This window comes from Bradyrhizobium sp. 137 (assembly GCF_023074095.1).
Lineage (GTDB): Bacteria > Pseudomonadota > Alphaproteobacteria > Rhizobiales > Xanthobacteraceae > Bradyrhizobium.
Genome location: NZ_JADPKU010000015.1, coordinates 45776 through 69905, shown reverse-complemented (window position 1 = coordinate 69905; position 24130 = coordinate 45776). Strand labels below are relative to the sequence as shown.

The 24130-nt window shown below is 58.7% G+C and carries 16 protein-coding genes and 2 pseudogenes; 12 read left to right on the top strand and 6 right to left on the bottom strand.

Annotated features, from left to right (window positions below; translation table 11 throughout):
• Positions 1-9 precede the first annotated feature (9 nt).
• The 3 genes from IVA78_RS02955 to IVA78_RS02945 all read left to right on the top strand — a co-directional run bounded on the left by IVA78_RS02955 (position 10) and on the right by IVA78_RS02945 (position 2921).
• Positions 10-1266, top strand: coding sequence for an amidohydrolase family protein (locus tag IVA78_RS02955; protein WP_247464214.1), 1257 nt, complete (start codon positions 10-12; stop codon positions 1264-1266).
• Between the two features lie 250 nt (positions 1267-1516).
• On the top strand, positions 1517-2422 hold the full coding sequence (locus tag IVA78_RS02950) for a hypothetical protein (protein ID WP_247464211.1): 906 nt from the start codon (positions 1517-1519) through the stop codon (positions 2420-2422).
• A gap of 25 nt (positions 2423-2447) precedes the next feature.
• Positions 2448-2921, top strand: coding sequence for a hypothetical protein (locus tag IVA78_RS02945; protein ID WP_247464208.1), 474 nt, complete (start codon positions 2448-2450; stop codon positions 2919-2921).
• A gap of 56 nt (positions 2922-2977) precedes the next feature.
• Here IVA78_RS02945 and IVA78_RS02940 read toward each other — a convergent pair whose 3' ends face one another.
• Together IVA78_RS02940 and IVA78_RS02935 are read right to left on the bottom strand one after the other, a co-directional pair.
• Complete coding sequence (locus tag IVA78_RS02940) at positions 2978-3745, bottom strand: trypsin-like peptidase domain-containing protein (protein ID WP_247464206.1); 768 nt, start codon at positions 3743-3745, stop codon at positions 2978-2980.
• A 392-nt stretch (positions 3746-4137) separates the two neighbouring features.
• Entirely contained in the window at positions 4138-4920 is a 783-nt protein-coding gene (locus tag IVA78_RS02935) for an enoyl-CoA hydratase-related protein (RefSeq protein WP_247464203.1), read from the bottom strand.
• A 678-nt stretch (positions 4921-5598) separates the two neighbouring features.
• Between IVA78_RS02935 and IVA78_RS02930 the strand changes: the two genes are divergently transcribed.
• A complete protein-coding gene (locus IVA78_RS02930) occupies positions 5599-6924 on the top strand; it encodes an MFS transporter (protein ID WP_247464200.1) in 1326 nt (441 codons plus the stop codon).
• Positions 6925-7133: 209 nt separating this feature from the next.
• Positions 7134-9770, top strand: a complete 2637-nt coding sequence (locus tag IVA78_RS02925) for a CehA/McbA family metallohydrolase (protein ID WP_247464195.1) — start codon at positions 7134-7136, stop codon at positions 9768-9770.
• Between the two features lie 195 nt (positions 9771-9965).
• On the opposite strand, the gene IVA78_RS02920 is transcribed toward IVA78_RS02925, so the two are convergent.
• Complete coding sequence (locus IVA78_RS02920) at positions 9966-11081, bottom strand: LacI family DNA-binding transcriptional regulator (RefSeq protein ID WP_247276121.1); 1116 nt, start codon at positions 11079-11081, stop codon at positions 9966-9968.
• Between the two features lie 232 nt (positions 11082-11313).
• Between IVA78_RS02920 and IVA78_RS02915 the strand changes: the two genes are divergently transcribed.
• From IVA78_RS02915 to IVA78_RS02900, 4 genes and pseudogenes are all read left to right on the top strand, one after another.
• The gene (locus IVA78_RS02915) at positions 11314-12510 is read left to right on the top strand and encodes a CoA transferase (RefSeq protein WP_346275282.1); all 1197 of its coding nucleotides are present in this window, start codon (positions 11314-11316) and stop codon (positions 12508-12510) included.
• Positions 12511-12765: 255 nt separating this feature from the next.
• Entirely contained in the window at positions 12766-13920 is a 1155-nt protein-coding gene (locus IVA78_RS02910; RefSeq protein WP_247464190.1) for a glycoside hydrolase family 88 protein, read from the top strand.
• A 3-nt stretch (positions 13921-13923) separates the two neighbouring features.
• Positions 13924-14107: pseudogene (locus IVA78_RS02905) on the top strand (dihydrodipicolinate synthase family protein); the annotation flags it as partial.
• An 88-nt stretch (positions 14108-14195) separates the two neighbouring features.
• Positions 14196-14393, top strand: coding sequence for a hypothetical protein (locus IVA78_RS02900; protein ID WP_247464187.1), 198 nt, complete (start codon positions 14196-14198; stop codon positions 14391-14393).
• A gap of 683 nt (positions 14394-15076) precedes the next feature.
• Here IVA78_RS02900 and IVA78_RS02895 read toward each other — a convergent pair.
• Entirely contained in the window at positions 15077-16006 is a 930-nt protein-coding gene (locus IVA78_RS02895; protein ID WP_247449392.1) for a DMT family transporter, read from the bottom strand.
• Positions 16007-17164: 1158 nt separating this feature from the next.
• Between IVA78_RS02895 and nodU the strand changes: the two genes are divergently transcribed.
• Positions 17165-18820, top strand: a complete 1656-nt coding sequence (nodU, locus tag IVA78_RS02890) for a nodulation protein NodU (protein ID WP_247464183.1) — start codon at positions 17165-17167, stop codon at positions 18818-18820.
• Positions 18821-19347: 527 nt separating this feature from the next.
• A complete protein-coding gene (locus IVA78_RS02885) occupies positions 19348-20037 on the top strand; it encodes a methyltransferase (protein ID WP_247276116.1) in 690 nt (229 codons plus the stop codon).
• Positions 20038-21122: 1085 nt separating this feature from the next.
• On the opposite strand, the pseudogene IVA78_RS02880 reads toward IVA78_RS02885, so the two are convergent.
• Positions 21123-21402 (bottom strand): annotated as a pseudogene (locus IVA78_RS02880) (helix-turn-helix transcriptional regulator).
• A gap of 165 nt (positions 21403-21567) precedes the next feature.
• A complete protein-coding gene (locus IVA78_RS02875; RefSeq protein WP_247464180.1) occupies positions 21568-21840 on the bottom strand; it encodes a hypothetical protein in 273 nt (90 codons plus the stop codon).
• Between the two features lie 933 nt (positions 21841-22773).
• Here IVA78_RS02875 and IVA78_RS02870 point away from each other — a divergent pair.
• Entirely contained in the window at positions 22774-24117 is a 1344-nt protein-coding gene (locus IVA78_RS02870; protein WP_247464177.1) for an NtaA/DmoA family FMN-dependent monooxygenase, read from the top strand.
• Positions 24118-24130 lie beyond the last annotated feature (13 nt).

The window sequence follows — 24130 nt, the reverse complement described above, 5'->3', positions numbered from 1 at the left end:
GGACGGACAATGTCTGATGGAACTAACCAGTTTGTTAATGCGTGCGAAGTCGTCGACGTGCATGAACATCACATGCCCGAGGTCGCCCTCAGCCGCGACGTAAACCTGCTGAAACTGTTTCAACAGAGCTATGCGGCTTGGACAAACTATGTCCTGCCATCCGAACCTAAGGCGACTAGCAGTATGATATCTGCCGCAACTGAGCCGACCACTTGGGAGGCCCTTGCGCCATTCTTGGAGAAGAGCGGCTCAAACGCATTCGTCCGTAACCTCGTGGGTGGAATTGCTGACCTTTATGGCGTTGGTGACAACGGAATTACGCGTGAAAACTGGGAGGCGGTAGACGCTTCAGTACGCTTACGCCACAAGGATCCGAAATGGCCAATCGAAGTCATTGGGCGCGCCGCCATCAAGAGGATCGTAACGGACCCTTTTCTCGACCCATTGCTCGACCCGCGCCCGGTCCTTGGCGAAAGATACGACGCCGTCCTGCGCATCAACGCATTTGCCTTAGGCTGGCATGCTGAATCTCGCGATCACAATGGAAATTCCGGACATACGTTGCTTGGACGTCTCGGCATGGAGGTGAAAACCTTCGACGATTATTGCGCCGCGATCCGCGAACTCGTAGCCGGATGCGCCGGGCGCAATCAGATTGCGCTCAAGAACGCGCTCGCCTATGACCGGGATCTAAGCTTTGACGAACCGAACGAAGAGCTGGCTCGGCAGGCGTGGGGGCAAATGTCGCCGTCCCCTGGAGCGCGCAAGGCTTTCAGCGACTTTGTTGTCGATTTGTTCTGTCAACTCGCGGCCGAGGCGGATCTACCCGTTCAAACTCACCTCGGGACCGCGATCATAAGCGGTTCACATCCCTTGCGGATTGCGCCCTTGATTGAGCGTCATCCTCGGACCCGCTTTCTGCTGATGCATTTGGCCTATCCCTGGAGCCGGGATTTATTGGGAATGGCGTTTGTGTACCGAAATGTTTGGTTAGATTTGTGTTGGTCTTTTCTGTTGAGCCCATCTCATTTCAAGCTCGCGCTGCACGAGGCCATTGAAGTCTTGCCGGATGAATCGCGATTGATGCTCGGAGGAGATTGCCTCCACGTTGAGGAGACGTTCGCGGCGATTCAAAGCGCGCGCCAATTGGTTGGCGAAGTTCTGGACGAGAAAATTGCGAGCGGTTACTTTCGATCCCGCAACGCCGAACGATTGGCGGTCAGGATCCTTTGCGAGAACGCGACCGAGTTTTTTGCCATGTCTTGATTATGGGGACGAGTAACAGGTTTTGACGCTGTTTGTCTTGGTTCGAATCTAGGTTCCCCAGCCAGAACTTTAATGCGAAAAATTCGAAATTTGTCAGGAACTTGTGACGCGCGGTCTCGCGGTGCGTACCCACGTGCGTACCCAGTGGCGATGGCTAGACCGGCTAGCGTGGCCTCACCAGCGGTTCAGCAGCTCCAAGGGGCGGCTGGCCTCTTCGCCCCGAACGAAAATCAACCCCAGAGAGTTTTCATTGAGCGCAATAGAGCTTTCGGACGATCAGCTTCTAACGCTGGTCATTGAGGCGGATGCGGCTCTATTCGCAGCCGGCGAGGACATCAAGCAGCGGAGCTTTAACGTTCCGCGAGAAGTGATGCGGCGATTGGGCTACGTCACCTTCGTTTTGTTTGGCGAAGGCACACCTGAAGTCCTAAGCCGCATCCGAGAACAGTTCTCACGGCTATATTGCGCGCGCGATCTGGCTGTTGGTGGCCATATTGGCGTGTTCATGTTTCGAGACGTTTTCGCGCGCGTCGGCGTCCCGCATGCCTATGGACAACAAGTCCGCATAGTTCCAATCGAGCACGTTGAGCTTACCGACGTTCAAAAGGCGATACTCGCACGAGATGCGGTCGCATTTGAAGCCTACCATGATCAGTTCGCTGACCTGTTTGACGTTGAATATGGCATTCGGGAGATGCGCTCTTCTTACGCTTCCATGGAGCTGGTGGAACGGTTTCTCAATCTCGCGCGGCTGCATCTCCACGGCGCCGCAGCGATCTTGACGGGCGGCTTCGACCACAGAGGAGCGGTTCAAAGTGGACTGCTTGCTACAGAACTCGCGCTGAAGGCGTTGGTGGCTTCTACCGGGCTGAATGAGGAAGAGATCAGAGAGGGGTACGGGCACCGAGTAAGCGACCTCGTGGACGATATCGAGGCAAAATGGCCGGCCTTCGATGCTGCGCGGGTGCGCAGAGTAACGTCTGCAAATCCAAAGTTTGTAGCCAACCGATACGCTAAGGAGCAGCCCGCGCGTGTAGCCGTTGGTCATATTGTGATGGGAGCCCAATACATCGCCGCAGAAGTCACCCGGCAGCTGTCTGACAGGAACTTTAGACAGAACGGCGGCCAACGGTGGGCGCGAAAATATCCTGCTTGAAGTGCCATAGACAGACAGACCTGACGTGAAGAAAGAGCGGACACCTGAAGAAATTGCGGACGAAGAGCGCCGCACGACGGCAATGAGCCTCTACAACACCGCGTGCTCGTACCATCTCGCAGCACGAGAACTGGAGAAGCTCAATCTCCGTGGAACACACCCATCTATGCCGGTCCAACTTCTCTACTTCCATACGATTGAGCTGTTCCTGAAATCGTTTCTTCGGCTCACGCATTCAGTCGCGCAGCTAAGCTCCCGTGACTTCGGCCACCGCCTGCCCGCGCTGGCCACGGCGGCAAAGGAGAACAAGCTTTTCATCACAAAGAAGGACATGGCCGTGATCGGAATGTGCGATCTCGATCTAGTGTTCGGTGCCCGATACATCAAAACCGGCTGCTACACTCGGCCTCATGCTGACGGCTTGCTCGGCGTATGTAATCGGCTCCGCAAGCGCATCAGGGTAAAGCTACGAAAGAGCAAAGTCATGGTGCGAGACTAGTTTCCGTTTGGCGCTGTTGCAGTACCGCCGGCCCCTCCTGCAAGACAGTCTTAGGATTAGGTATCGTCGTGCTTGCGACCAGAAACGATCTCCGGGACCAAAGACGCCGGCCAAGCAATGCCTAGCTGAGCATCGAGCGGGTCGCTGGAGGACATTCTTCCGGAGTAGACCCCGACAAACCGAGTGGCGACGGGTGCGCCCATCTCGATTGCATTTTGTTCCAAAAGATGCGTCGACCAGCTTCTTCGAATGACTGGAGAGCCGGACATCCCCGGGCGCGAGGCCGTGTCTATAAACATGTGGAGCTGAATGGCAGGCGAGATTCCTGGTTCCGTCGCGAAGCTTCCGCGCTTCCAAACGGGCAATCCAGCTCCAGCAAGGCCGTACGGATACCCCAGCACGTAAACATCCATGCCAACGCTTAATTGAAGGTTGGCGCTTTCCATCTCGTTGATTGGGTACATTTCCACGTCAGCGAAAGCCGTTAGCGCAAGTGCAACTACGTCGACATTCCTTCCGTGCTCGGGGTGCACAAACCAAGCCGGCTCCCCCGTGTCTGCACGCAGCGGTATGAACTTTGCGGTCTTGTTCCCCATCTCGCCTTTAGTGTTGAACCAAATCCTCAACCTGTTGGGCTCTGCAGCAGTAGGCGATAGGTGTTTGCCTGTGTTCGGGTTTCGTCCAGACACGTTGTGCCAGTTCGTGATCAAGAAAAAGCTGTCGCCGTCGATCCAAACGAAGCCGGTCCCTTGGCTAAGTAAGGTATCGTTGAAGTACATCTCTATCGGCAACGCGCCGAGTGAATATTGGTCGATTACGATCATGCTCTGCTCCGCGTCCCTATACCGGCTTCAAACCAGAATGTTTCTCTTAATAGTACAAGCCGCAACATTCACTCTGCGAGTTTCTCGCCGCGCTTGAACGGCTCCAAATCGTTTCGGAGAACCTAGCCTAGTCAATCCACACCTTTGGTCCACTTCGACCGAGAGGGGCTTTGACCTTTGCGCAGGAAGGTCCGGCGCACCGGCCGAGATGGTCCCTGACAGGCGCCACTGCAAGTTCAATGTACATTGGTGCTCGAAGGGGTGGGCACGACAGAATTCTAGATCGCAGCGTTGGCCTGGTCGATCCGAAGGAGTGCTTAATCGGGTGCATCGTGGGCCAGTACCGGCACATGTGGAGCGCCGGCAGCAGCGAAGGCCGGGGATCGCGACGGCTAATTTCCACGATAGTTTGGCGATCGCTTCTCGAAGAATGCGTTCATTCCTTCCTGCTGGTCAGCAGTGTTGAATGCGCATCGAATTGCCTGGCGCTCGAATTCGAGCCCGGCGTCCAGGGTGGTCTGAAAGGCGGCGAGAACGGCCACCTTGGCGAGCTCAGTCGAACGCGGCGGCTTTTGGGCGATCAGTTCGGCGATCTCGAGCGCTCGCGCCTGTGCCTGGCCGCTTTCGACGACTTCAGAGACAAGGCCGGCCTGCATCGCCGCACGGGCAGAAATGGATTGGCCAGTCAGTATCATCAGCATGGCCAGAGATTTGCCTGCCACGCGCGTCAGACGCTGGGTTGCGCCGTCGCCTGGCAAAATCCCGATGTTGATTTCAGGCTGTGCAAACCGCGCTCCTTCGCCTGCTATGGCGATGTCGGCGAGCAAGGCCAATTCGTGACCACCACCGAAGCAAATTCCCTCAACCGCGGCGATAAGAGGCTTTGGAAAATTGGCGATGTCCCGCCACGCAGAACGTCGCGCGGGATTGTCGATTGCCTCAAACCCGCGCTGCTGCATCTCCTTAATATCGGCTCCGGCAGAGAAGAAGGCTTCGTGCCCGCAAAGGACGACGCAACGAACATCCTCATTGAGCGCAGCCTGCCGCAAGCTCGCGCCAAGCTGTGCGATCAGGTCGTTGCTTAAGGCGTTTCGTTTCGACGTCCTGTTCAGCGTCACAACACGCACATGGGCCCTGGGAGAGGTCGAGAGGATGAGATCGGGCTTGCCGGTCATTGAGGGTGTCTCCTGAAAGAAGTCAGAAAGGCAGCCTATAGACTGAAATCGTTTTCTACGCAAAAACATGCTTTCTTTATGGTCAATCCGACTGACCAGGCTTCGAGCAGTTTCTGGCTGCTCAAGAAAGAAATTGCTGGTCAGACTGAGGGAAGGTTCAGCGGCGGCATTTTCCGCGCTTGACTCCGGAATCTAGAGCGCCTACGTTTATGAAATCGATTTCAGAACTGCGATGTTTCTCAGCGAGATGACGGCGTAGTAGCGCGGCGCCGTCCAACTAGAACAACAGCTTCTTCACGAGTGCGCTTTGGCAACAGGAGGGATGGAAACCATGGGAATGGGACACGGGCTCGCGCGCGTTTTGTACGCAGCGCGTTCGGTGGCGTCTGCTCTTGGGCGGCTGCACAGATCGGAATCGCCGCTCGCGATCTCTTTGACTAAGGTCATGCAAGAGCCGGTCGTGCGGCCGCACGACTTGCGAAATCGCGAACCAAGACGGCCTTATCGGCGGCATGCCGCGTACCCCTTGGCGCCTGCGCCTTCACCGCTACGAGCCGGCCCGCTCAAGTCGCGTTTATCTTAGATAGCGCCGCACTCCGCGCAGTAGAGCCAGCGAGCGGCTGCTCGTCCTTGCTTGACCGCGGCATCATTAACGCCATCGACTGAGCTCGAGGACACATGAACATTATTGCTCAACCCAGTGCCATATCTGTTCAGCTTGATAATCAGATTGCGAACAGACGGATGACCGTCGGCCTTGGGGGGGGCGTAGCGCTGGAGTGGTACGACTGGAACGTCTACGGCGTGATGGCGGCGTTTCTCTCGCCGCACTTCTTTCCTTCCGATGATCCCACCACCTCGCTGCTTGCGGGGCTAGCCGTGTACGGGGCGGGCTTCTGCGCGCGGCCACTGGGAGCGGCCTTGCTTGGCCCAGTCGCAGATCGCATTAGCCACAAGCGAGTAATGATGATCTCGGTGACGGCGATGGCGGTTTGCTCGCTGCTGATCTCCCTATTGCCGACGTACCGGGACATCGGCGTCACGGCGGCTGTGGCGCTGCTTATCATGCGCCTTATTCAGGGGCTTGCTACCGGAGCCGAGGCGGGTGTCGCCAACGCAATCGCAATTGAACTGGCGCCGCCCGGAAAGGAGGGGCGTTATCTGGGGCTGATCGGTGGCACTTTCATCCAGCTAGGCAACCTTGGATCCAGCCTTGTTGCGTTTCTGGTGAGCGCATCGGTTGCCCCCGAAGCGATGCGCGAGTGGGCCTGGCGCGTACCCTTTGCGGTCGGCGGGGTGCTGGGCCTACTGATCATTTATCTGCGCACGTCGGTACCAGAGACCTTGATCCATCGGGTTATGCATCGCCAAGATGAGTCGTCGCGAATTCAGGAAACCACCGGCGGTGTGTGGAAGACGCTCTGGAGCGTGCGGCTATCCCTGCTTGCGGTCATCCTGGTGATCGGATCGGTGCAGATCGCCAACTATGCCTGGAACACCGGTCTGCCCAATATGGCGAACACGGTGTTCAAGGAGAATAGCACCTCTGTATACGGAATTATGACGCTGATGGTCTTGATCTGGATGTTGGCCGCCCCCCTTGTTGGCGCCTTCGCCGACAAGGTGCGCCCCTCGCGTGCGTTCACGCTGCTGCGCCTACTGCTCATCCCATGCTTTTTCCTGACGCTGCTTTATTCGGAGAAGGGCATCTCCACGTTCTTCCTTGTCACGGTGTTCGGCGGAGCCATCGTGGGGTTCAACATGGCCCTCTATAACTTCATCGCTACCACCCTGATGCCGCGCGCCGTGCGCACCACGGGCGTAGCACTCGGTTACGCGCTCGGCGTCTCATTGTTTGGCGGGACCTCACCGTATCTTCTTGTGTGGTTGCAACGCGAGCACATGGCCTGGATGTTTCCTGTCTACGGATCGTTGATAGCGCTCTTAAGCGTGATGGTCTACCACTTCGCCAAAAGGCGTGGCCGCGTCTACATCGGTGACTGAACGCCTTCTGCCTGCCGCTTGCGCCACCCAGCAGAGGCAAAGCCTTCCTTATCAGACGCAAAGCATGTCAACCGGCGAGTATCTCTTGATGCTGGGCAAGAGCATGGGATTGGGACGAGCGCCTTCGCCAGCAGCGGGACACGTGAGCAGTCCTCATCGCATCCAGGGCCGCTTATGGGCGACGACGTCCATGAACTGGAGTCCATCGAATGAAAACGCCATCGTCGCCGCACTTCGCGCCCGTCGACTTGCAGCGATATTTCAACGCCGGTCGCCTGGAACTCGATGAGGGGTTCGGCAGCCGCCCAGGCGACACCGGCTGGATCGATTCGCTTCGAGGGCCGCAGACGTATCGAGGCATCCCGTTTCTATTCGGCGCCAACGCCGGAGCGGATGTGCTGGCCTTGCGTCCCGGGGGGCTTCCTGTGGTGATCGCGCTGCCGCCCACATTGGCCAGCTACGTGCTCTTTGTGCAAGTGGTCGCGGACCGCCCACCCGTAAGCCCTCAAGGCTTCGGGGAGATTGGGCCGGCAACGCTGCCTGTGGAAGGCAATTCGCTAGGCGATCGGGTGTCGACATACGTGCTTCGATACGTCGACAGCACCGAGGTCGACGTGCCGGTGCTACGGCGGTTCGCGGTCCAGCAGAACCATATCTCCTGGAGCGCCAGCCCGTTCGCGGCGCTGCCATTACGGGGGCCCATCGTGCACGCAAGCACCGGCGAAAACTGCGCACTCGGCAGAACGGCGGGCGCGAGCTTCTTCCATGGCGAGACCCGCACCGAATCGGGGCGCATGGATCGACAAGGGGAGAACTTGTGGCTTTATGCGCTCCAAAATGCATATCCGGAGAAGGAGCTCACCGCGCTAAGCCTGCGAGCGGAGCAAGAACTTTCTCTTGTCTTTGCGGTGACCACGACAAGGCTCACCCAGCATCCCCTGCGCCTCCAGGCTCGTCGCAAGCTGAAGATGCGGCTACCGCCCGGAGTGCATCTGAATAAACTTGGCGAGCTCGACGTCGATCATCGGGGCGAACAGATCGGCATGGATCTCGGCACGGTGATCTCCGCCCGCGCGGTGCTTGACTACGCGAGATCGGACTGGCTCGGTGACAAGCACGACGTGCAGCCGGTGCGTTCCGAGGACGAGGTCATCGTCGAGTACTCCGCCCATCCCGACGCAAGGCTGTACCTACGCTCCGACGACGGCCGCTTGCACCTTGCCGATCTTCGGTCGCTGGAAGCTGCCGGGAACGCAGGAGACACCTCGCTGGAGGCGGTGCCCATCGCGCCGGCAACAAGGCCCGTCAAAATCCGCATCGTAGAGAAGGGCAATGGCGTGCGTGTTGCCGCGCGCCTGCATGTGCATGGCGCGGATGGGGAGTATCTGCCGCCCAAGGGGCACCACCGCAAGGTCAATACCGGAAGATTCGAAGACTTCGCCGGGGAGTTTACGAACGGGCTGAACCAGTACGCCTATGTGGATGGCAGCTGCGAGGCGGACTTGCCGATCGGGCCCGTGTTTGTGGAGATCAGCAGGGGCTTCGAGGTGCGGCCCCTGCGCCGTAACGTCCAAGTCACCGCGACCACGGAGGAACTCACCTTCGAGCTGGACAGGGTGCTGCGCTGGCGCGAACAGGGCTGGGTCAGCTCCGATACTCACGTCCATTTCCTGAGCCCGCACACAGCCCTGCTAGAGGGCAAGGCGGAGGGGGTCAACGTCGTCAACCTGCTCGCGGCACAATGGGGCGAGTTATTCACCAACGTGGCCGATTTCGACGGGCGCACGACGCTCGGGGCAAAGCACTTCGGCGGGGACGGAGAGTTCCTTGTTCGCGTAGGCACAGAGAACCGTATGCAAGTCCTAGGACACATATCGCTTCTCGGCTACGAAGGCGAGATTATCAACCCCCTGTCTTGCGGCGGACCCAACGAGGCTGCGATCGGCGATCCTCTGGAAGCGACCATGGCCGATTGGGCGGAGCGCTGCCGCCAGCAAGGGGGCCTTGTCGTGATGCCGCATGCTCCCAACCCGCAAGCCGAGCGGGCGGCGGACATCGTGCTCGGCCTGGTCGATGCCATTGAAATGATGTCGTTCAACCCGCGGACTGCGCAGATCAGCGCATTTGGTCTGGCTGACTGGTACCGTTACCTCAACATCGGCTACCATCTGCCACTGGTCGCCGGCTCCGACAAGATGGACGCTGCCGCGCTCCTCGGAGGCTCGCGGACCTATGTGCAACTAGGTGGGCGCGATTTCACGTATCGCAACTGGATGGATGCCATACGCAGCGGAGACACGTTCATCACAGTCGGGCCGCTCGTTGAGGTGACAGTGGAAGGACGTCGCCCCGGGAGCGCGATCGCGCTTCCCCCTTCGGGTGGGACCATCACAATCGACTGGCGGATCGAATCGGTCAGCGTCGCGCCAACACGGGTGGAGGTGATCCGCAATGGCATCGTCATCGATGAAGTTCGATGTAGCGAGTTGTCGTGCAACGGCCAGCTCGCGTTGCGCATCACCGAGTCCTGTTGGATCGCAATACGCGTTCGAGGCAGTGTGGCGGGGCGCGAGGCCGACATCGCGGCCCACACCAGTGCGGTGTATGTCAAAGTCGGCGACAAACCGGTCTTTGCCACTGCGGACGCGGTGTCGATTCTTGCACAAATCGAGGGATCGATCGCCTATATGGATACGCTCGCTCCCAGGACTGACGAAGCGCGGCACTCGCGGCTGCGAGCTGCCTTGGAGCTTGCACATCATCGTCTGCATCATAAGCTGCACGAACTCGGCGCCATTCACCACCATGGGCCTGTTCACTCCGTTCACACCGAGCGCGAGCACTGAGAAGGGGAAAACGTCGTGTGAGTTGCTCTCCTTTCTCTCGCTCCAGCGCTTCGCGGGCAGCACGGCCGCGGCATGTTCAGCCACGTCCACTTGCGCCACCACCGGTGATATGTTCGCGCAGCGTGGCAGCGGCCCGAACCTTGGAAGAGCGCTGGAGAAATCGATTTCAGTGACAGCGCGTCGGCCGCGGCAGCTTCAGCCCGGGCTGCGCCTGCGACGCGGTGGGCGTTCGCTAGATCTCGGCGGCCCGGTCGATGACCGCATGACCAGTCGATAGGGCAACAGGACACTCCTGGGAAGTGGGCTTCCAGCGATCGCATTGATGAGATAATCGGCGGCTCCTCGGCCAATTTCAGCTGCCGGAACACTGACTGTTGTGAGCGGCGGGTCCATCTGCGCCGCCAGCTCCACATCGTCAAATCCTGTGATGGAAAGCGTAGCCGGCACGGCGACCCCAATTTTGCGGGCCTCTGCCATTGCACCGATGGCAAGGGTGTCGGTGGTGCAGATCACCGCCGTCGTGTCGGGGTGGTCGGTGAGGAGCTGACGAAGAGCGCTGCGACCCTGGGCAAGCGAATAGTCGGCCTTAATGATCTGGGTGGGCCTGAGCGGGAGGCCGGCGTCCGAAAGAGCGCGCTGAATGCCCTCGAGCCTCGCGCGGGACCGGTCGTTGGACGCAGCAACAACATTGGCGATCGCGCCGAAACGGACGTGTCCAAGCCGCAACAGATACTCGGTCATCTCGCGCGTGGCTCTTTCGTTATCGATTCCGATCGCGGGAATGCCGCCGGCTGCCTTCGAAACATAGGTCGTGATCACAGGCACACCGGCTTGTTCAATCAGAGCCCTCAGTTCACGTCCATGGGAGCCTCCGACCAGTACAATTCCATCGATGCCGCGCTCGATGAGGCTCTGCAGTTCCTGAAGTTCGCGGCGCTGATCATATTGGGAATTCGCGATGAAGAGCGTATAGCCGCTTTCGCTGAGGCGGTTCTGCAGCGCCTCAACTCCTTCGGCAAAGATGCCGAGCGCCAGCGTCGGAACGATGACTCCAATGGTGCGCATGCGTCCCGACTTCAAGGCTCTCGCCGCGCTGTCTCGCGTGTAGGACAGGTCGGTGATGTGCCGCATCACCTTGTCCCGCAGCTCCGGTCTCACGATTTCGGGATGATTGAGGACGCGCGACACGGTCGCCGGGGACACATTGGCCTTTCGCGCGACATCTTCGATCTTCACGCGCGGTTGCTGGCGTCCTTTGGGCTCGATTGTTGGTTTTTTATCCATCCGGTCTGGTCGCTCAGTCAATGGCATGAGTCCGATCCACGTTAGAACATTGGACAGCCAGCGTTCTCAAGCTCTGTATACGCCCGATCCGTCTTATCCAGTGGAACTCTGGTACATGGGCAGGCGCTGAGTTGGCAGGCCGCCCATTTTGCTTGACTCTGCACATCACGACGCTTATTTCTGAAATCGATTTCAGAGGCCGAGCCAAATAGAACACCTCTGATCCAAGAAAACTGAAAGCGAGACCATGGTCGATCTTTTGAAGGGCGTTCGCGTCCTGAGCTTCAATCACTTCCTGATGGGCCCCGTGGCTGCGCAGTTTCTCGCCGATCTCGGGGCGGACGTCATTGCCGTCGAGCCACCCGATGGCGCCTTTCAGAGGAAATGGGGCGGAGCAGACAAGCGGGTCGATGGGCAATCCATGTTGCTGCTCACCGGGAACCGCAACAAGCGAAGTCTCACGCTCGACCTGAAGAAACCTGAAGCCATTGAGATTGCCAGGAAGTTGATCGCGACCTCGGATGTCATGACTGAAAACTTCCGCCCCGGCGTTCTCGACAAGCTTGGCCTCGGCTACGAGGACGCCAAGAAGATCAATCCGCAAATTATCTATGCTGCGGCCTCAGGCTACGGTCCCGATGGGCCCTACGTCTACCGTCCCGGTCAGGATCTACTGGTGCAGGCAATATCGGGGCTGGCCACGATTACTGGAAGCCGCGAGCAGGGTCCAAGGGCCGTCGGTGTTTCAGCGGTCGACCACCATGGTGCTGCGCTGTTTGCGGCTGGCATTCTGGCCGCGCTTGTGAGGAAAACGCGCACCGGACAGGGGTGCCGGGTTGATGTCAGCCTGTTGTCTGCTGCACTCGATCTGCAGATGGAATCCTTTACTTGTTACCTCAACGGCGAGCGGCCTGACGATGTCCGTCAGCCGGGACCGATCTCCGGTTGGTACTACGGTGCGCCTTACGGCATTTATCCGACGCGTGACGGTCATATGGCGATTTCTCTTGGGTCTCTCAGCACAGTGTCGGAGGCGCTCGACGTTCCGGCCGATCAGCGCGTTCCAGACAAGGAGGCGTATCGCCGACGCGACGAGGCATCCGCTGCGATCGCCGCAAATGTCGCAAAGCGCACGACGGCCGAATGCATCGCATTGTTCGAGGCCCACGGAATTTGGCACGCCGCGGTCAATGACTATGCAGATGTCGTGACCGATCCGCAGGTCGTGCACAACAAGAACTTCCAGGTCGTCCGCGGGGCGACGGGCGCGCCGATCACGCTCGTCAGCCATCCCGTGCGCTATGATGGCAAGCTGCCCGAAGTCCGACTGCCGCCTCAGAAACTTGGGGCTCAGACCGAGGAAATCCTCAAAGAGCTCGGCTACGACGACCACCAACTTGAAGACCTTTCCAGGAAGGGGGCGATCGGCGCCTTTACGTCCTCGCGCGCCGCTTGATGACGCTCCCAACGCGCATCACGGCAGGCATGCTAGAGCGCATGTACACACTGGTCATGCGCGTGACGATCGGGCTGAGGCGGATAGCCGTTGGGCGTTTGCTCGTGATCAGGAGCGATAGCTGGAGAAGGCAGCTGCGTGCTCCTGACCCGCTTAAGCCATCGGCTCGGCCGAAGCGAAATCGGTCGGACATTGGACGGTTAGCACCGGGAACGATGCCCTGGGATTTCGGCAAGTGGCAAAGGAGTATCGGATATGAGCAAGTCGCGCTGGGCACGCGCAATAGACCTGATGCAAGCACGAGTCGATCAGACGATTGCCGCGATGAAAATAGAGTTTCCGCATTGGGCAGACAGCTCGACCGGTAAATGGACGACAACGCCGGACGGCGATTGGACCGGTGGCGCATGGCCGGGTATGTTGTGGCTGCTCGCGCGGCGATCTGGCGAGGCGAAATACCTCGATGCAGCTCGGTTCTGGAGCAGCCGCTTGAAGCCGCGCGCGCAGCTGCAAACGGCGTTCAAGGGCTTTGGGTTCTACTATGGGGTCGCTCTTGGCGACGTCCTGTGTCAAGACAAGGACGCAGCTCTCCTGGCACTGGATGCCGCCACCTCTCTCAAGACGCAATTCGATTGCCGGCTTGGCCTCATTCCGCTAGGCCGCGATGCGGAGGAAGCAGAAGATGTTGGCAATTCGTTCAGCAGCATCGACTCTCTGCAAGCAGTCCCGCTTCTGTATTGGGCCGCCGCAAGGACAGGCGATTCCTCATACGCTGGCATTGCGGCGCGCCATACCACGCGCGTGCTCGACATTCATATGCGCTCCGATGGCTCAATCGTTCAGTCGAGTGAGCTAAATCCGTCCACCGGCAAGATAGTCCGCCATTTCACCCACAAGGGATTCAGCGACACGAGTGTCTGGGGCAGGGCGCAAGCTTGGGGGCTCGTCTATGCGGCGATCGCGCTTGCTCACCATCCTCATGAGACGCGCTGGATGGAGCAGTTGATGGCGGGAGCGGACTGGTGGCTTTCGCACGTGCCAGCGAGCATGGTCGCGTTCTGGGACTTTGATGATCCTGACGTTCCCAACACGGAGACGGACACGGCGGCAACTGCAATCACGTGCTCGGCGCTGCTAAAGCTGGCGCGGCTCGCGCCGACGGCGGCACTGCGCGTCAGATATCGTGAGGCAGGCGAACGGACGGCAAAGGCCCTGATCGAGACCTATCTGACGCCAACAAATCCGGACGATTCCCGCCCGCCGGGAATGTTGGTCGGCGCCTGTTTCAATAAACGTCGCGATGCACGCGCTCAGGACTCGGCCAACAATGCAGAGACGATCTTCGGATCCTACTATCTGTTCGAATCATTGAACGTTCTTGATGGACTCATCGAGGCTGAGAAGATTTGATTAGAAGCAGCCCCTATTGCGATCATGGTCCAGGACGCACCGCTCAGCGGCGTGACGCTGACGGTGCCGATTCTTGTTCGTCTTGCACGAGAGGTGCCGCTCGTCAGCTATTTCAAAATCGAGGTACCGCTGCGCGGCGAAGCTGCGTGCGTTGATCGAGGAGGGTGGTGAGGCCCTCGCAGGCCCGCACTCCGGCAACACGGGGCGGTTGGGCCTGACAGGTCAAGGCACCGCGAGACCGTAGACGTAGATGTGGCGCGACGATCAAGGACGCGATGACGGCGCTATGGGAGGCGTTGGACCGGGTATGCGGCAAGCGGCTCAACGTGATGATTCCGATCTTGCTGCCGGCCCTTGAGCAACATGGGCGATTGAAGCCTGGCCTGGCAGATCGTGATCGTGTTTTCGCGATCACCCCTGCAACCATCGACCCCTTGCTCGTCGACGTAAAGGGTCGCGGCGAGCGGCGGTAGGCGGCGGCGCCGTGCCGGATTCTATTCGACCATCCGACGGAAAGTTCCGATCCGGACGATCAATGGCTGCCCACAGCCGAATTATGCGAAGCGAAGGTCCGGCGAGAGCGGTTTAGCGATGGGGCTGGCCTCCATCACCAGCCCTCAGAGTGAATCACGATTTGCCGCAAGCGAATCACTTCCGATTCTGTCAGGTAGGAAAATGCTCTAAAGTAATCAAGCGCTATCATGCTCCGTTGACGCCCTATCAGCGCGCGCTGGCGCATGCCAAGTTGACGCGGCTGTAAAGCGGCGCCTACGTGGATCAGTATCGCTCGCTCCATCCGGTCGGGCTGAAGGCCGAGTCTCGCACAAACCACGAGGAACTTGGCAGTTGCGTCGGTCGTCGTGCCGGACAGGTGCGCGGCCTGCAACCCGCTTGCACGAGCTCCGCGCCGGCAACCGCAGCGACGTTCGCCAAGAAACCGTCCGCAGCACGGTGACGGCCGGCGAGGCGCGTGCCACGCACCGAGGCTGCCGTCGGCCTTATAAGACCAGGGTTCGCATGGCCGTCCAAGCTCGACCCGCACATTACTAGGATTTAGGGCGGGCTCTCGAGGAGCCGCAATTGACTGCGCTCGCAATAACTCACGTTCGACCGCCCGTTCCGGAGTTGACAGCGCGCGCGTTGCCCAGCTCCTTCTTCAAGGCTTTCTCCCGACAGGAGAGTGGGGTGATCTTTCCGAGCCATGGGGTTGGGAGCGCAAGGCCAGGGGCATTCCCAGGGCCGAGACAAGAACCGCAACGGCCCCCAGCCATTGTGTTGCGGTCAGAGTTTCCCGAAGGAAGATAGATGCGAAAATGGATGTAAGCACGGGAACGAGCGGTAGCAACAGAGCGGCGGCTGTCGCGCTCATTCGCTGCAGCGCGATCCCGTAGAGGAGGAAGGGGATCGAAAAGAGCAGCAATCCGGATCCGGCCACCGGAACAATATCGCCGATGACCACAGAGAGCGTCGGCAATGGGCGAACGCAAATCCACGCAAATACGACCACTGCAAACGCGACGATCTGGCTCGTTGTTGTAAGGCGCAACGCATCCACACTTTGCGACATCACACGGACCGCTATGCTGTAGAGTGAGGCGAATAGCACGCCGGCGAGTACGAGAGCGACTCCCAGTCCCGGCGTTGCGGAAGGAGCAGATTCAGAGGTCCATTGCAAAAAGCCGACCCCCGCAAAAGCCAACAAACAGAGAAAGACGATAGCACGATTAGGGATCTCACCAAGGATCAACCACGCAAGAAGTATGACCATCGGCAGTTCAACTGCGAACAGCATCGCCTCTACCGACGCCGGCAGCATCGATAGTCCGAAGATCGATAGACCAGACGCAAGCGCCGGCTGCAGGATGCCGGCAAGGCCAGCACGCCAATCGCTCAAGCGAGGCGGCGCACCTGAGAAGATCGATAGTACGGTTAGGCTTGCGGCACTCACAGCCAACTGCGCTGTCAGAAGCGAGAGCGGTTCGATGCAGCAGAGCGCGGCCTTGGACAGAACGTTGCCGATGCTCCAGCTGACCGTTGCGAGTGTTCCGCAAAGAAGCGGTAGGAAAAGAGGTGGGCTCTCACTCAAGCTTATGACTCCCTTGGTCGCGGCGATCGGAGTGGGTTCACGGCAATGCACGTTTGAATTCTCGGTTCATGATCTGCCGCCGCCGGATCGCATATCGAATCCTGGGCTCTAATTGTCCTACCCAAGGGCGAAGCCACGAGTATCGCATGCGTTATTTCTATAGCCTCGAAGCTTCGTCGTTCCGCACCACTGGCGAATGGCATGGTCGGAGGTAACGGGCGACGCCCTTACGATGATCGTACATGCGTTGTCGATCGCATGAAAACAAGTGAAAGAGCGATAAATCCATACCGCGATTTACGTCATCTCCACCCCGGGGCAGGCTGCTGCAACCTATGGGGTTGAAGACGAATTGGATCGAGCTGCCGTTCCGCCTTCGAAGGACCTGGATCCGGAGGTGCGTAAGGCGCTCCGGGAGTTTCTAGTCGCATCGCTCGACGGTACGGCGATTCCCCTCACGTGGTTGATTTCGCAATCCGAGGACGCGCGCCAATGATGATTGGGAGGAGATTATGCCACAACGCAGGGGCCGGCGCTGAGGGCAGGCCTTGCCAAGGCCGTTCAAGGCCTCGGGGCCGCACGCTTCCGCATTTTTCGGAAGCTCGAAAACTGAATCGGTGTTCGTAGTCCCTGCTTCTGTCCGAAACCACACGTGCCGAATGTAAGTAAATTGCCAGGGTGTCTGCACACGAGACATTCGGCCGAGAAATTGCGACCAGATTCCTCTGGTTTGCACTGGCCCAAATCATGCTGTGGCTACGGGCGAGAACGCGGAATGGGAGGCGCCTTAGTTGCAACCAGCCATCGAGATGACGTCGTGCCACTGAGAATGAGGGCAAAATATAAGTCGTGATCCGAAATCCGATCTCGATCGGGACGGGGCGACCTGATGGTCTTGGAAGTCTCGTCTTAGGTCATGACCTGGCTGAAATGCGCATCCGCAACCTAGATGCGCACGCTCACGCCAGGCGGGCATCTGGTACTCGGATCTGCGTGTGATACCGCTCGAACGCTTGGCGTCATGCCGCTGATGCAGAGATGGTCCGGGAAGCGCTGACGAAGCGTTGATCGTTCGAGTGCGTCTGCTTGCTCGCTGCTTTCGGCAGCGAAGACGGTCTTCAAATTAATCGAATTGTCTGGGGCTAACATGGAGGCACTATGCGCATCTGCGGTATCAAGCTGACGCATGACGGATCAATCGCTCTCATCGAGGACGGACGACTTGCTTTTTGTGTCGAGCAGGAGAAGCGGGACAACAATCCGCGATATCAAAGCATTGACAATCTCGATGCAGTTGTCGTCGCCTTAGCGGAGCAGGGGCTGGATGTGTCGGATGTTGATCAGTTCGTCCTCGACGGCTGGTGGGGAGAGGGGGAGTCGGAATTCCAGGTCCTCAGTGGGGCTACGCCAATCACTCTCAAAGGTGCGCCGTATATTGAAAGTCATGCCGATGGCCTGCTAACGTCGCGCGACGGCACTGGCCTGCTACTGGGCGGCAAATCCTTTCCTTACAGGAGCTATCCACACGTCACTGGCCATGTGGCCGCCGCATACTGCACGAGTCCCTTTGCGAAAGCAGGACAACCCGCGTTCTGTCTGGTGTGGGACGGCGGCACCTTTCCACGTCTTTATTATGTAGAACTCCGCGGCGCCCAGTTCATCGAATGCCTGTTCCCAATGATTGGGCACGCCTATGCGGCCGCAGGTTATCACTTCGGACCGTATAAGCAGGCGACGCGCACCAATTGGGACCTCGGTGTTGCCGGCAAGTTGATGGCCTATATCGCACTAGGCTCTGTTGATGAAAACATCGTCACGGACTTTCAGGAGCTTTACGAGGAGCACTTTGGGACCAATGCAGAGCTCGCCCGTCCTGACAGTCCGGAGTCTGCGCTTGAAGCTGTGCATGATTACGTCGATGCCAGCGCGCAGCGGTTGAAGTCCAAGGCTCCCGAAGATGTGCTTGCATCGTTTCATTGTTTCCATGAGCGTCTGCTCGTTCGCGAAATGGCGCGTGCTTTGCAGCGCCACTCACGTTTTCCGGCGCGCAACTTGTGTATAACAGGCGGCTGCGCTCTCAACATAAAATGGAACAGTGCGCTACGCGCCAGCGGCCTGTTCGATGCTGTCTGGGTGCCGCCCTTTCCGAATGACAGCGGATCGGCAATCGGTGCCGCTTGCTCGGCAGTGGCGGCCGACAAAGGCTTCGTGCCGCTACAATGGTCAGTCTATAGCGGTCCAGCCCTGCAGCCGAGCGATGTGCCGACCGAATGGGATGCCGCGCCGTGTAGCATGAGTGAACTCGCGACCATTCTCGCCAGCAACAAGCCGGTGATTTTCTTTGCCGACCGCGCCGAGCTTGGGCCTCGGGCACTGGGTAGTAGAAGCATTCTCGCAGCCGCGACGACGGCGCGAATGAAGGATCATCTCAACGATATCAAACTTCGCGAACACTTCCGGCCGGTCGCTCCGATATGCTTGGAAGATCGTGCCCCGGAGATTTTCAGCCCTGGAACGCCGGACCCTTACATGCTCTTTGATCATCAGACACGAGCAGAATGGCGGGACAAAGTCCCCGCCGTTGTACATCTGGACGGAACTGCGCGATTGCAAACCATTCCCAGATCGTCCCAGCACAAAGTCGCCAAGCTTCTCGTCGAATATGAGAAACTTACGGGTATTCCACTGCTTTGCAACACGAGTGCGAACAACCATGGACGCGGTTTCTTCCCGAATGTCGCAACGGCCTGCCAGTGGGGAGGCGTTGAGCATGTATGGTGCCATGGCATGCTGTGGACGAAAACACAGAAGTGAGCGATCCCCGGTCCAACGGCACCTTTCCCGCTAAGAATGAGCGAGATATGACAGCGGGTCGCTGTCTGCCGGATGTCGCCTACGTTGCGCCGGGAGGGTGCTTCGGGCTGCGAATGGTGCGGCAGGAGGACGATTTTATGTATGGTCCTCGGCACGGCTACCGCCTGATACAGGCATATCACGGTGCTCGCGAGCGAATGCCAGCATGCCGCAGAGCCTAATCATAGGCGCTTGCTGCGCTTAGCGTTCCTGGCACGGCCGTTGCTATTGAGGGGCAGCAACACCGAGTGAAGCTGTGCATTCAGACGTGTAGACAGATGTTCTCTAAAGCCGTGTACCCATTTCCGAGAGAGCAGGCGCGGGAACAGCCGCGCTATCGTTGGCAGTCGGTTGATGGAGAGCGATATGAGGCCGGCTATCCGGCTTCCCAGCTCACCGCTTGCCGGACGCTGAAGCAGTTCGTCCAGACCGGCCTGCTGGTCCCCGGCGTCTCGCGATGTTGTTTTCACCACAAGATGGAGAGTTAGATGAATGCCCCGCTAGGCGTATCTGTAAGGCGCCAAACGACTGACGTAGATGCAATGCTAGCCGAACTGCGATTATGCGAGCGCCCACATGACGTGGAAGTAAGCGGCCTGCCCCTGCACGTCCTGCCTGGTGTTTTGTCACCACGCCTAAGTCACGGTCCCGACGCATTGATGTCGAAGTGGCACATCGAACCTGGCGCGACAGTACTCGATCTGGGATGCGGATCAGGCGTACTAGGGCTTGCAGCGCTCCGTGCCGGCGCAGGCTGTCTAGTGGCACTCGACATAAATCCGCAAGCCGTCCTCACGACGAAGATAAACATCGAGAGGTTAGGTTACTCGGACAAAGCCGAGGCGCGCTATAGCGACACCTATTCTGGGCTGCATTCCGGAGAAAAATTTGACATCATTCTCTTTGCCGCCCCCTATTGGAATCGTAAAGCGAAAGACGACCTGGAGCGCTCTTGCTTCGATGAAGACCACAATGTCATGGCCTCGGCTCTCAAAGGTGCGCGGCGCCGCCTAAATGACAAGGGCGTGATGTATGTGCTCTTCTCTGATCAGGGAGATGTCGGGCGCGTCCTGAATTTGATTAATAGGAGTAAGCTGCGCGTCAGGAATATGCATATTTTCCGCCCCTCGATTCCAGAGGGGCACGTGCGGATTATTTGGGAACTCACGGTGCGATGAAAGCTCTTGGCTCTCGAGCGGCGTTCTGGCCGAGCATGGGCCCCTAAAGAAGGCCGAGGCACTGCACCGCTCGCTTTTCAAAAATTATAATGCTCGCGGCAGTTTCCCGGCCGACGAGGCGCGCTCAACGTTTCTCTCGCCGTGACCCACCGCGATGATCACCGAACCTGTGAAAAGTCCGTTCTGGCGCACCCTCAAGTAGGAGGCTATCGATCCACGGTTATCACCGGCGCAGCATCGCGGAGCTCGCACTCGCCCTCACCGACGTTTCGATAAAGACGCGCGCCAAGTAATCCGGGAAGGCTGGGCTCGTCCGTTGCCGCGTACTCAGCATTCAGGAGGACTGGGTCTCTGGTCCTTACGGATCGCAGCCTACGTAATGATACGGAAGTCAGCCGTCGCACTTCCTCGATCTTGGAAATGCATCCTCATCTACATGACGCCATACAGACCAATCTACGATCCACAACTCTCGCGAGCTCGTGCGCAAGCAAACGCGAATCAAAGCGGATTCGTTCGGCCCCGGCCAACCCAGGGACAGGCTCCTGAAAGTCGCCGATGAATACGACAAGCTAGCCAACACTGGTGGCGCGCCCAGAACCGACCAAGAGCCAGGTTCGTGTCACGATTTCTGATCGTTATCCGTTTTCTTGACTAAATGCTCGAGCGGCTCGCTCCGAGCCACGACGAATGTCTCGGCCGGTTCTTGGCCAATTGGTTCGGATGGCGGTGGTTCTTCGCCCGCGGATGCCGCGGCCCTCAGCGGAATCAACCGCATCATGCGCGTTGCCCATTCCTTAGGTACGTGCCCACCGGCGGCAATTCCACGGAACGCACACACTTTGGCCGATAACTAATTTCAAAAGGTGAGCCAACATCATAAGAGGCAATCAATCTTGATTCAAGCGGAAGAAAGGCGCGAACAGATTCACACAGTGGGATTGCGTCGACACTCCAACCCGCTGAAGTATTGTTGCCGAAGGCCTATGCGAATCTCTCCTGCGTGAAGCCTTTGGGCTTCCGCAGCTTTCGAAATTCCTGTCCAGCAAATTACAATGTTTTAGCGAACTCACGCGAGCAGAGCGCTATTTCTTCTTGTGACGTGGACGAGCCGGCTTGCGACCTTTGCGCAATGTCTTATGGGACGTTGCTCCTTTGGGCGGTTGTATAAAGAACTCAGATAAATGGACGCCACGATTTAGCGATCCGATCGAGCAGATCGATTGTTGGATTCGCATCTTGCCTCTCAACAGCGCCCATGTATGAGCGGTCAATGTCCGCATCGTAAGCCAATTGCTCCTGCTGAATACCGAGATCCACGCGGATCCGCCGCACATTCCAGGCCAAAAGCGCACGAGCTTTCATGCGCTAAAGCAGCCATTCGGTGGGCCATCAAACCACTGGCTATAACCGGTCTATTGTTTCAAGTTTCGCAAAAGATAGCGAACTCGCCGCGTGAGCTTACATGAAAGAGCCGGCGTTAGACCCAGATGCCGGGCACGCCGCGCCGAATGAGTTGGTGCTGACTTTCTATGACGACCAGCATCTGGACGTATTTGGCGAGCCCTCGATGCGCAGGCCGATGGCACCAACTGAGAAGAAGTTGCCCGGATGGTATTGCTTCTCGCCGGCCTTGCAGCCCCGGTTCACCTTCCGCGGCAGCAACGTCGTGGCGATCCCGGAAACCGCCTGGAAGGAAGTGGGATTCTTGGCGACGATCCGCGTCCGGGGCAGCGAGGTCGTGTCGCGCGATTTTGACTTGACCTGTGGGCCTAGCAGCGCGGCGTCACGCTGGGTTTTCATGGGTGATCAGCGCACTGGGCTGTGGGCGTCACGCGCTCTCTGGCCTGCGCGGAGCATGTCGCCACCTCTGGGCGGGCAAAAACGTGGCCACGTCAGACACCGCGGTGCGCAGGACCGAAGAAAGATACGGAACGCATCGCGAGCCACGAGGGTCCGATAGTGCTGCCAGTTCTCACGCAATACATCGCAAAAAGAAGTGCATTCGATCGCATTATTTGATGTTGCCGTCGGATCCATACTGCCCACGCTTGCAACTATTCGCCAGCGTCACCAGAAGTTTGTGCATCGATCCTGCCGTTACGCTTCGAAGCAAGGTCCGAAAAAACGAAGTTCACAGCATCAGCGGAGTTCGCGCAACTTGACCATGTGGCCAATGCATTCAAATGAATCGAACAAGAGCTCGTCTTAAGAAAAGGATACCAAGTGGCGGCAGTAGATTGAAATACTCAACTATTGCGTTCAGATGCTCGTCACAGCTACACGTGTCCTATAACGAGCTACGCTTTCGTTGGCTGCGGCATCCAGGGGCACTGTTTGATGCAATTTGCGATGCAATTGGGAAGCACGGCCTTGCGCACGCAATTGGTCATCGTCTCTCGCGCATGTGCGTCCCGCAGACTGTTGTTGCGAGCCCTTGAGTGGAAACCCGAACGGAGCGCGCCGCTGCGGGGCCAGATCAGCACCACAATCAGGATTATTCTGGCTTCACCTGATGCCGTCCGCCATGCCAAGCGGCCGAGTATTGGCCAGCGCAATGCCCAGAGTCTTGCCTATGAGTTTGCTGTCTCGAAGCGTGGTCGCTCGCGGCCCTTTCGGGCACTCTGGCCAAGCCTCCGCCAGGGGCGAGGTCAGTAGCCGAACAGCGTGACCAACATCAATTTGTCATTGAAGGCGTTGCCGGCAGCTTCGAGGTCGCCGCATTTGGGAGTGCCTATGTCTTCCGTCATCCGCACGCTTCATCTTGGCCTCAATCTTCACGGCGCGGGCGGTCACTCCGCAGCGTGGCGTTGGCCGGGCACCAACCCAAGCGCCTTCTTCGACATCGGGCATTACGTTCGTGCTGCGAAGATTGCCGAGCGTGGCCTGTTGGATGCGGTGTTTCTAGCGGATACCCCCGCGGTGCCCTTCGACATCACTCGGCAGCCGCCACTCAATGGGCTTGAGCCGACGCTTGTGCTTTCCGTAATCGCGCGCGAGACAACGCGCATCGGGCTGATCGCAACGGCGTCGACGACCTACAATGAACCATACAATCTGGCGCGCCGTTTCCAGTCGCTCGATGTCATTAGTGGCGGCCGAGCCGCCTGGAATGCGGTTACGACATCCAGCCCAGCGACGGTAGCAAACTTTGGTGGTCGCCAGATCGGACGCGAAGAGCGCTACAAGCGCGCCGAGGAGTTCGTTGAAACCGTCCGTGCTCTTTGGCTGAGCTGGGGGGATGAGACCATTATCGCTGATCAGGCATCTGGAGTTTACGCCAATACCGATCATTTCCGGCTGCTCGATCCCAGCAAGAATGCGTTCGCAATCCGAGGCCCGCTCACCCATCCCGGCTCGCGCCAGGGCTATCCCATCATCGTCCAGGCTGGAGGCTCGGATCCTGGCGTGCGCCTTGCGGCGCGCAGCGCCGATGTCGTTTTTACCGCAGCCGGGGACTTGAAAACGGCAATGGGGGAGTCCGAGCGCCTGCGCGCGCTCTCGCGTCAATTTGGCCGCCGTGCAACTCCACTCATCCTCCCCGGCCTCGTCACCTTCATCGGCGGCACGGAAGAGGAGGCACAACGCCGAAAGAAGGAAATCGACGCGCTGCTTGATCTGACGCGCGCGATGGAGGCCCTCGCACGGAGCATGGACGTGCCGGTCGAAAAACTCAGCCTCGACCGGCCCATTCCCGAGGAGCTCTTGCCCGATCCTCACAATGTTGCGTTCTCGGTCGGTCATCACCGCACGTTCGAAGCATTGGCGAGGGAAGGCCGCACGGTTCGCGAGATCATCGGCAGCGTTCAAGCGTTCGGTCATCGCTTGCTCGTCGGTGCGCCCGAGCAGATCGCCGATTCGATCGAATCATGGTTTCGCACAGGCGCGGTCGACGGCTTCAACATCATTCCAGACGTGCTGGAAGACGGCGCGACGGCGCTTGTCGATCTTGTCGTGCCGATCCTACAGAGCCGCGGTCTGTTTCGCACGGAATACCAGGGGGAGACACTGCGCGAGCACCTGGGAATCCCTCACCACGACGTTGCTGCCGAGACGTTGGCGAGGCCGTCGTCTCTGTGACGCAATGTTTGTC

Excerpts from the sequence above, each read along its gene's own strand:
- nodU (WP_247464183.1), top strand. The coding sequence starts at position 17,165 with ATGCGCATCTGCGGTATCAAGCTGACGCATGACGGATCAATCGCTCTC.
- IVA78_RS02940 (WP_247464206.1), bottom strand. The coding sequence starts at position 3,745 with ATGATCGTAATCGACCAATATTCACTCGGCGCGTTGCCGATAGAGATG.
- IVA78_RS02900 (WP_247464187.1), top strand. The coding sequence starts at position 14,196 with ATGACGGCGCTATGGGAGGCGTTGGACCGGGTATGCGGCAAGCGGCTC.
- IVA78_RS02925 (WP_247464195.1), top strand. The coding sequence starts at position 7,134 with ATGAAAACGCCATCGTCGCCGCACTTCGCGCCCGTCGACTTGCAGCGA.
- IVA78_RS02955 (WP_247464214.1), top strand. The coding sequence starts at position 10 with ATGTCTGATGGAACTAACCAGTTTGTTAATGCGTGCGAAGTCGTCGAC.
- IVA78_RS02870 (WP_247464177.1), top strand. The coding sequence starts at position 22,774 with ATGTCTTCCGTCATCCGCACGCTTCATCTTGGCCTCAATCTTCACGGC.
- IVA78_RS02885 (WP_247276116.1), top strand. The coding sequence starts at position 19,348 with ATGAATGCCCCGCTAGGCGTATCTGTAAGGCGCCAAACGACTGACGTA.
- IVA78_RS02910 (WP_247464190.1), top strand. The coding sequence starts at position 12,766 with ATGAGCAAGTCGCGCTGGGCACGCGCAATAGACCTGATGCAAGCACGA.
- IVA78_RS02920 (WP_247276121.1), bottom strand. The coding sequence starts at position 11,081 with ATGCCATTGACTGAGCGACCAGACCGGATGGATAAAAAACCAACAATC.
- IVA78_RS02935 (WP_247464203.1), bottom strand. The coding sequence starts at position 4,920 with ATGACCGGCAAGCCCGATCTCATCCTCTCGACCTCTCCCAGGGCCCAT.
- IVA78_RS02930 (WP_247464200.1), top strand. The coding sequence starts at position 5,599 with ATGAACATTATTGCTCAACCCAGTGCCATATCTGTTCAGCTTGATAAT.
- IVA78_RS02875 (WP_247464180.1), bottom strand. The coding sequence starts at position 21,840 with ATGAAAACCCAGCGTGACGCCGCGCTGCTAGGCCCACAGGTCAAGTCA.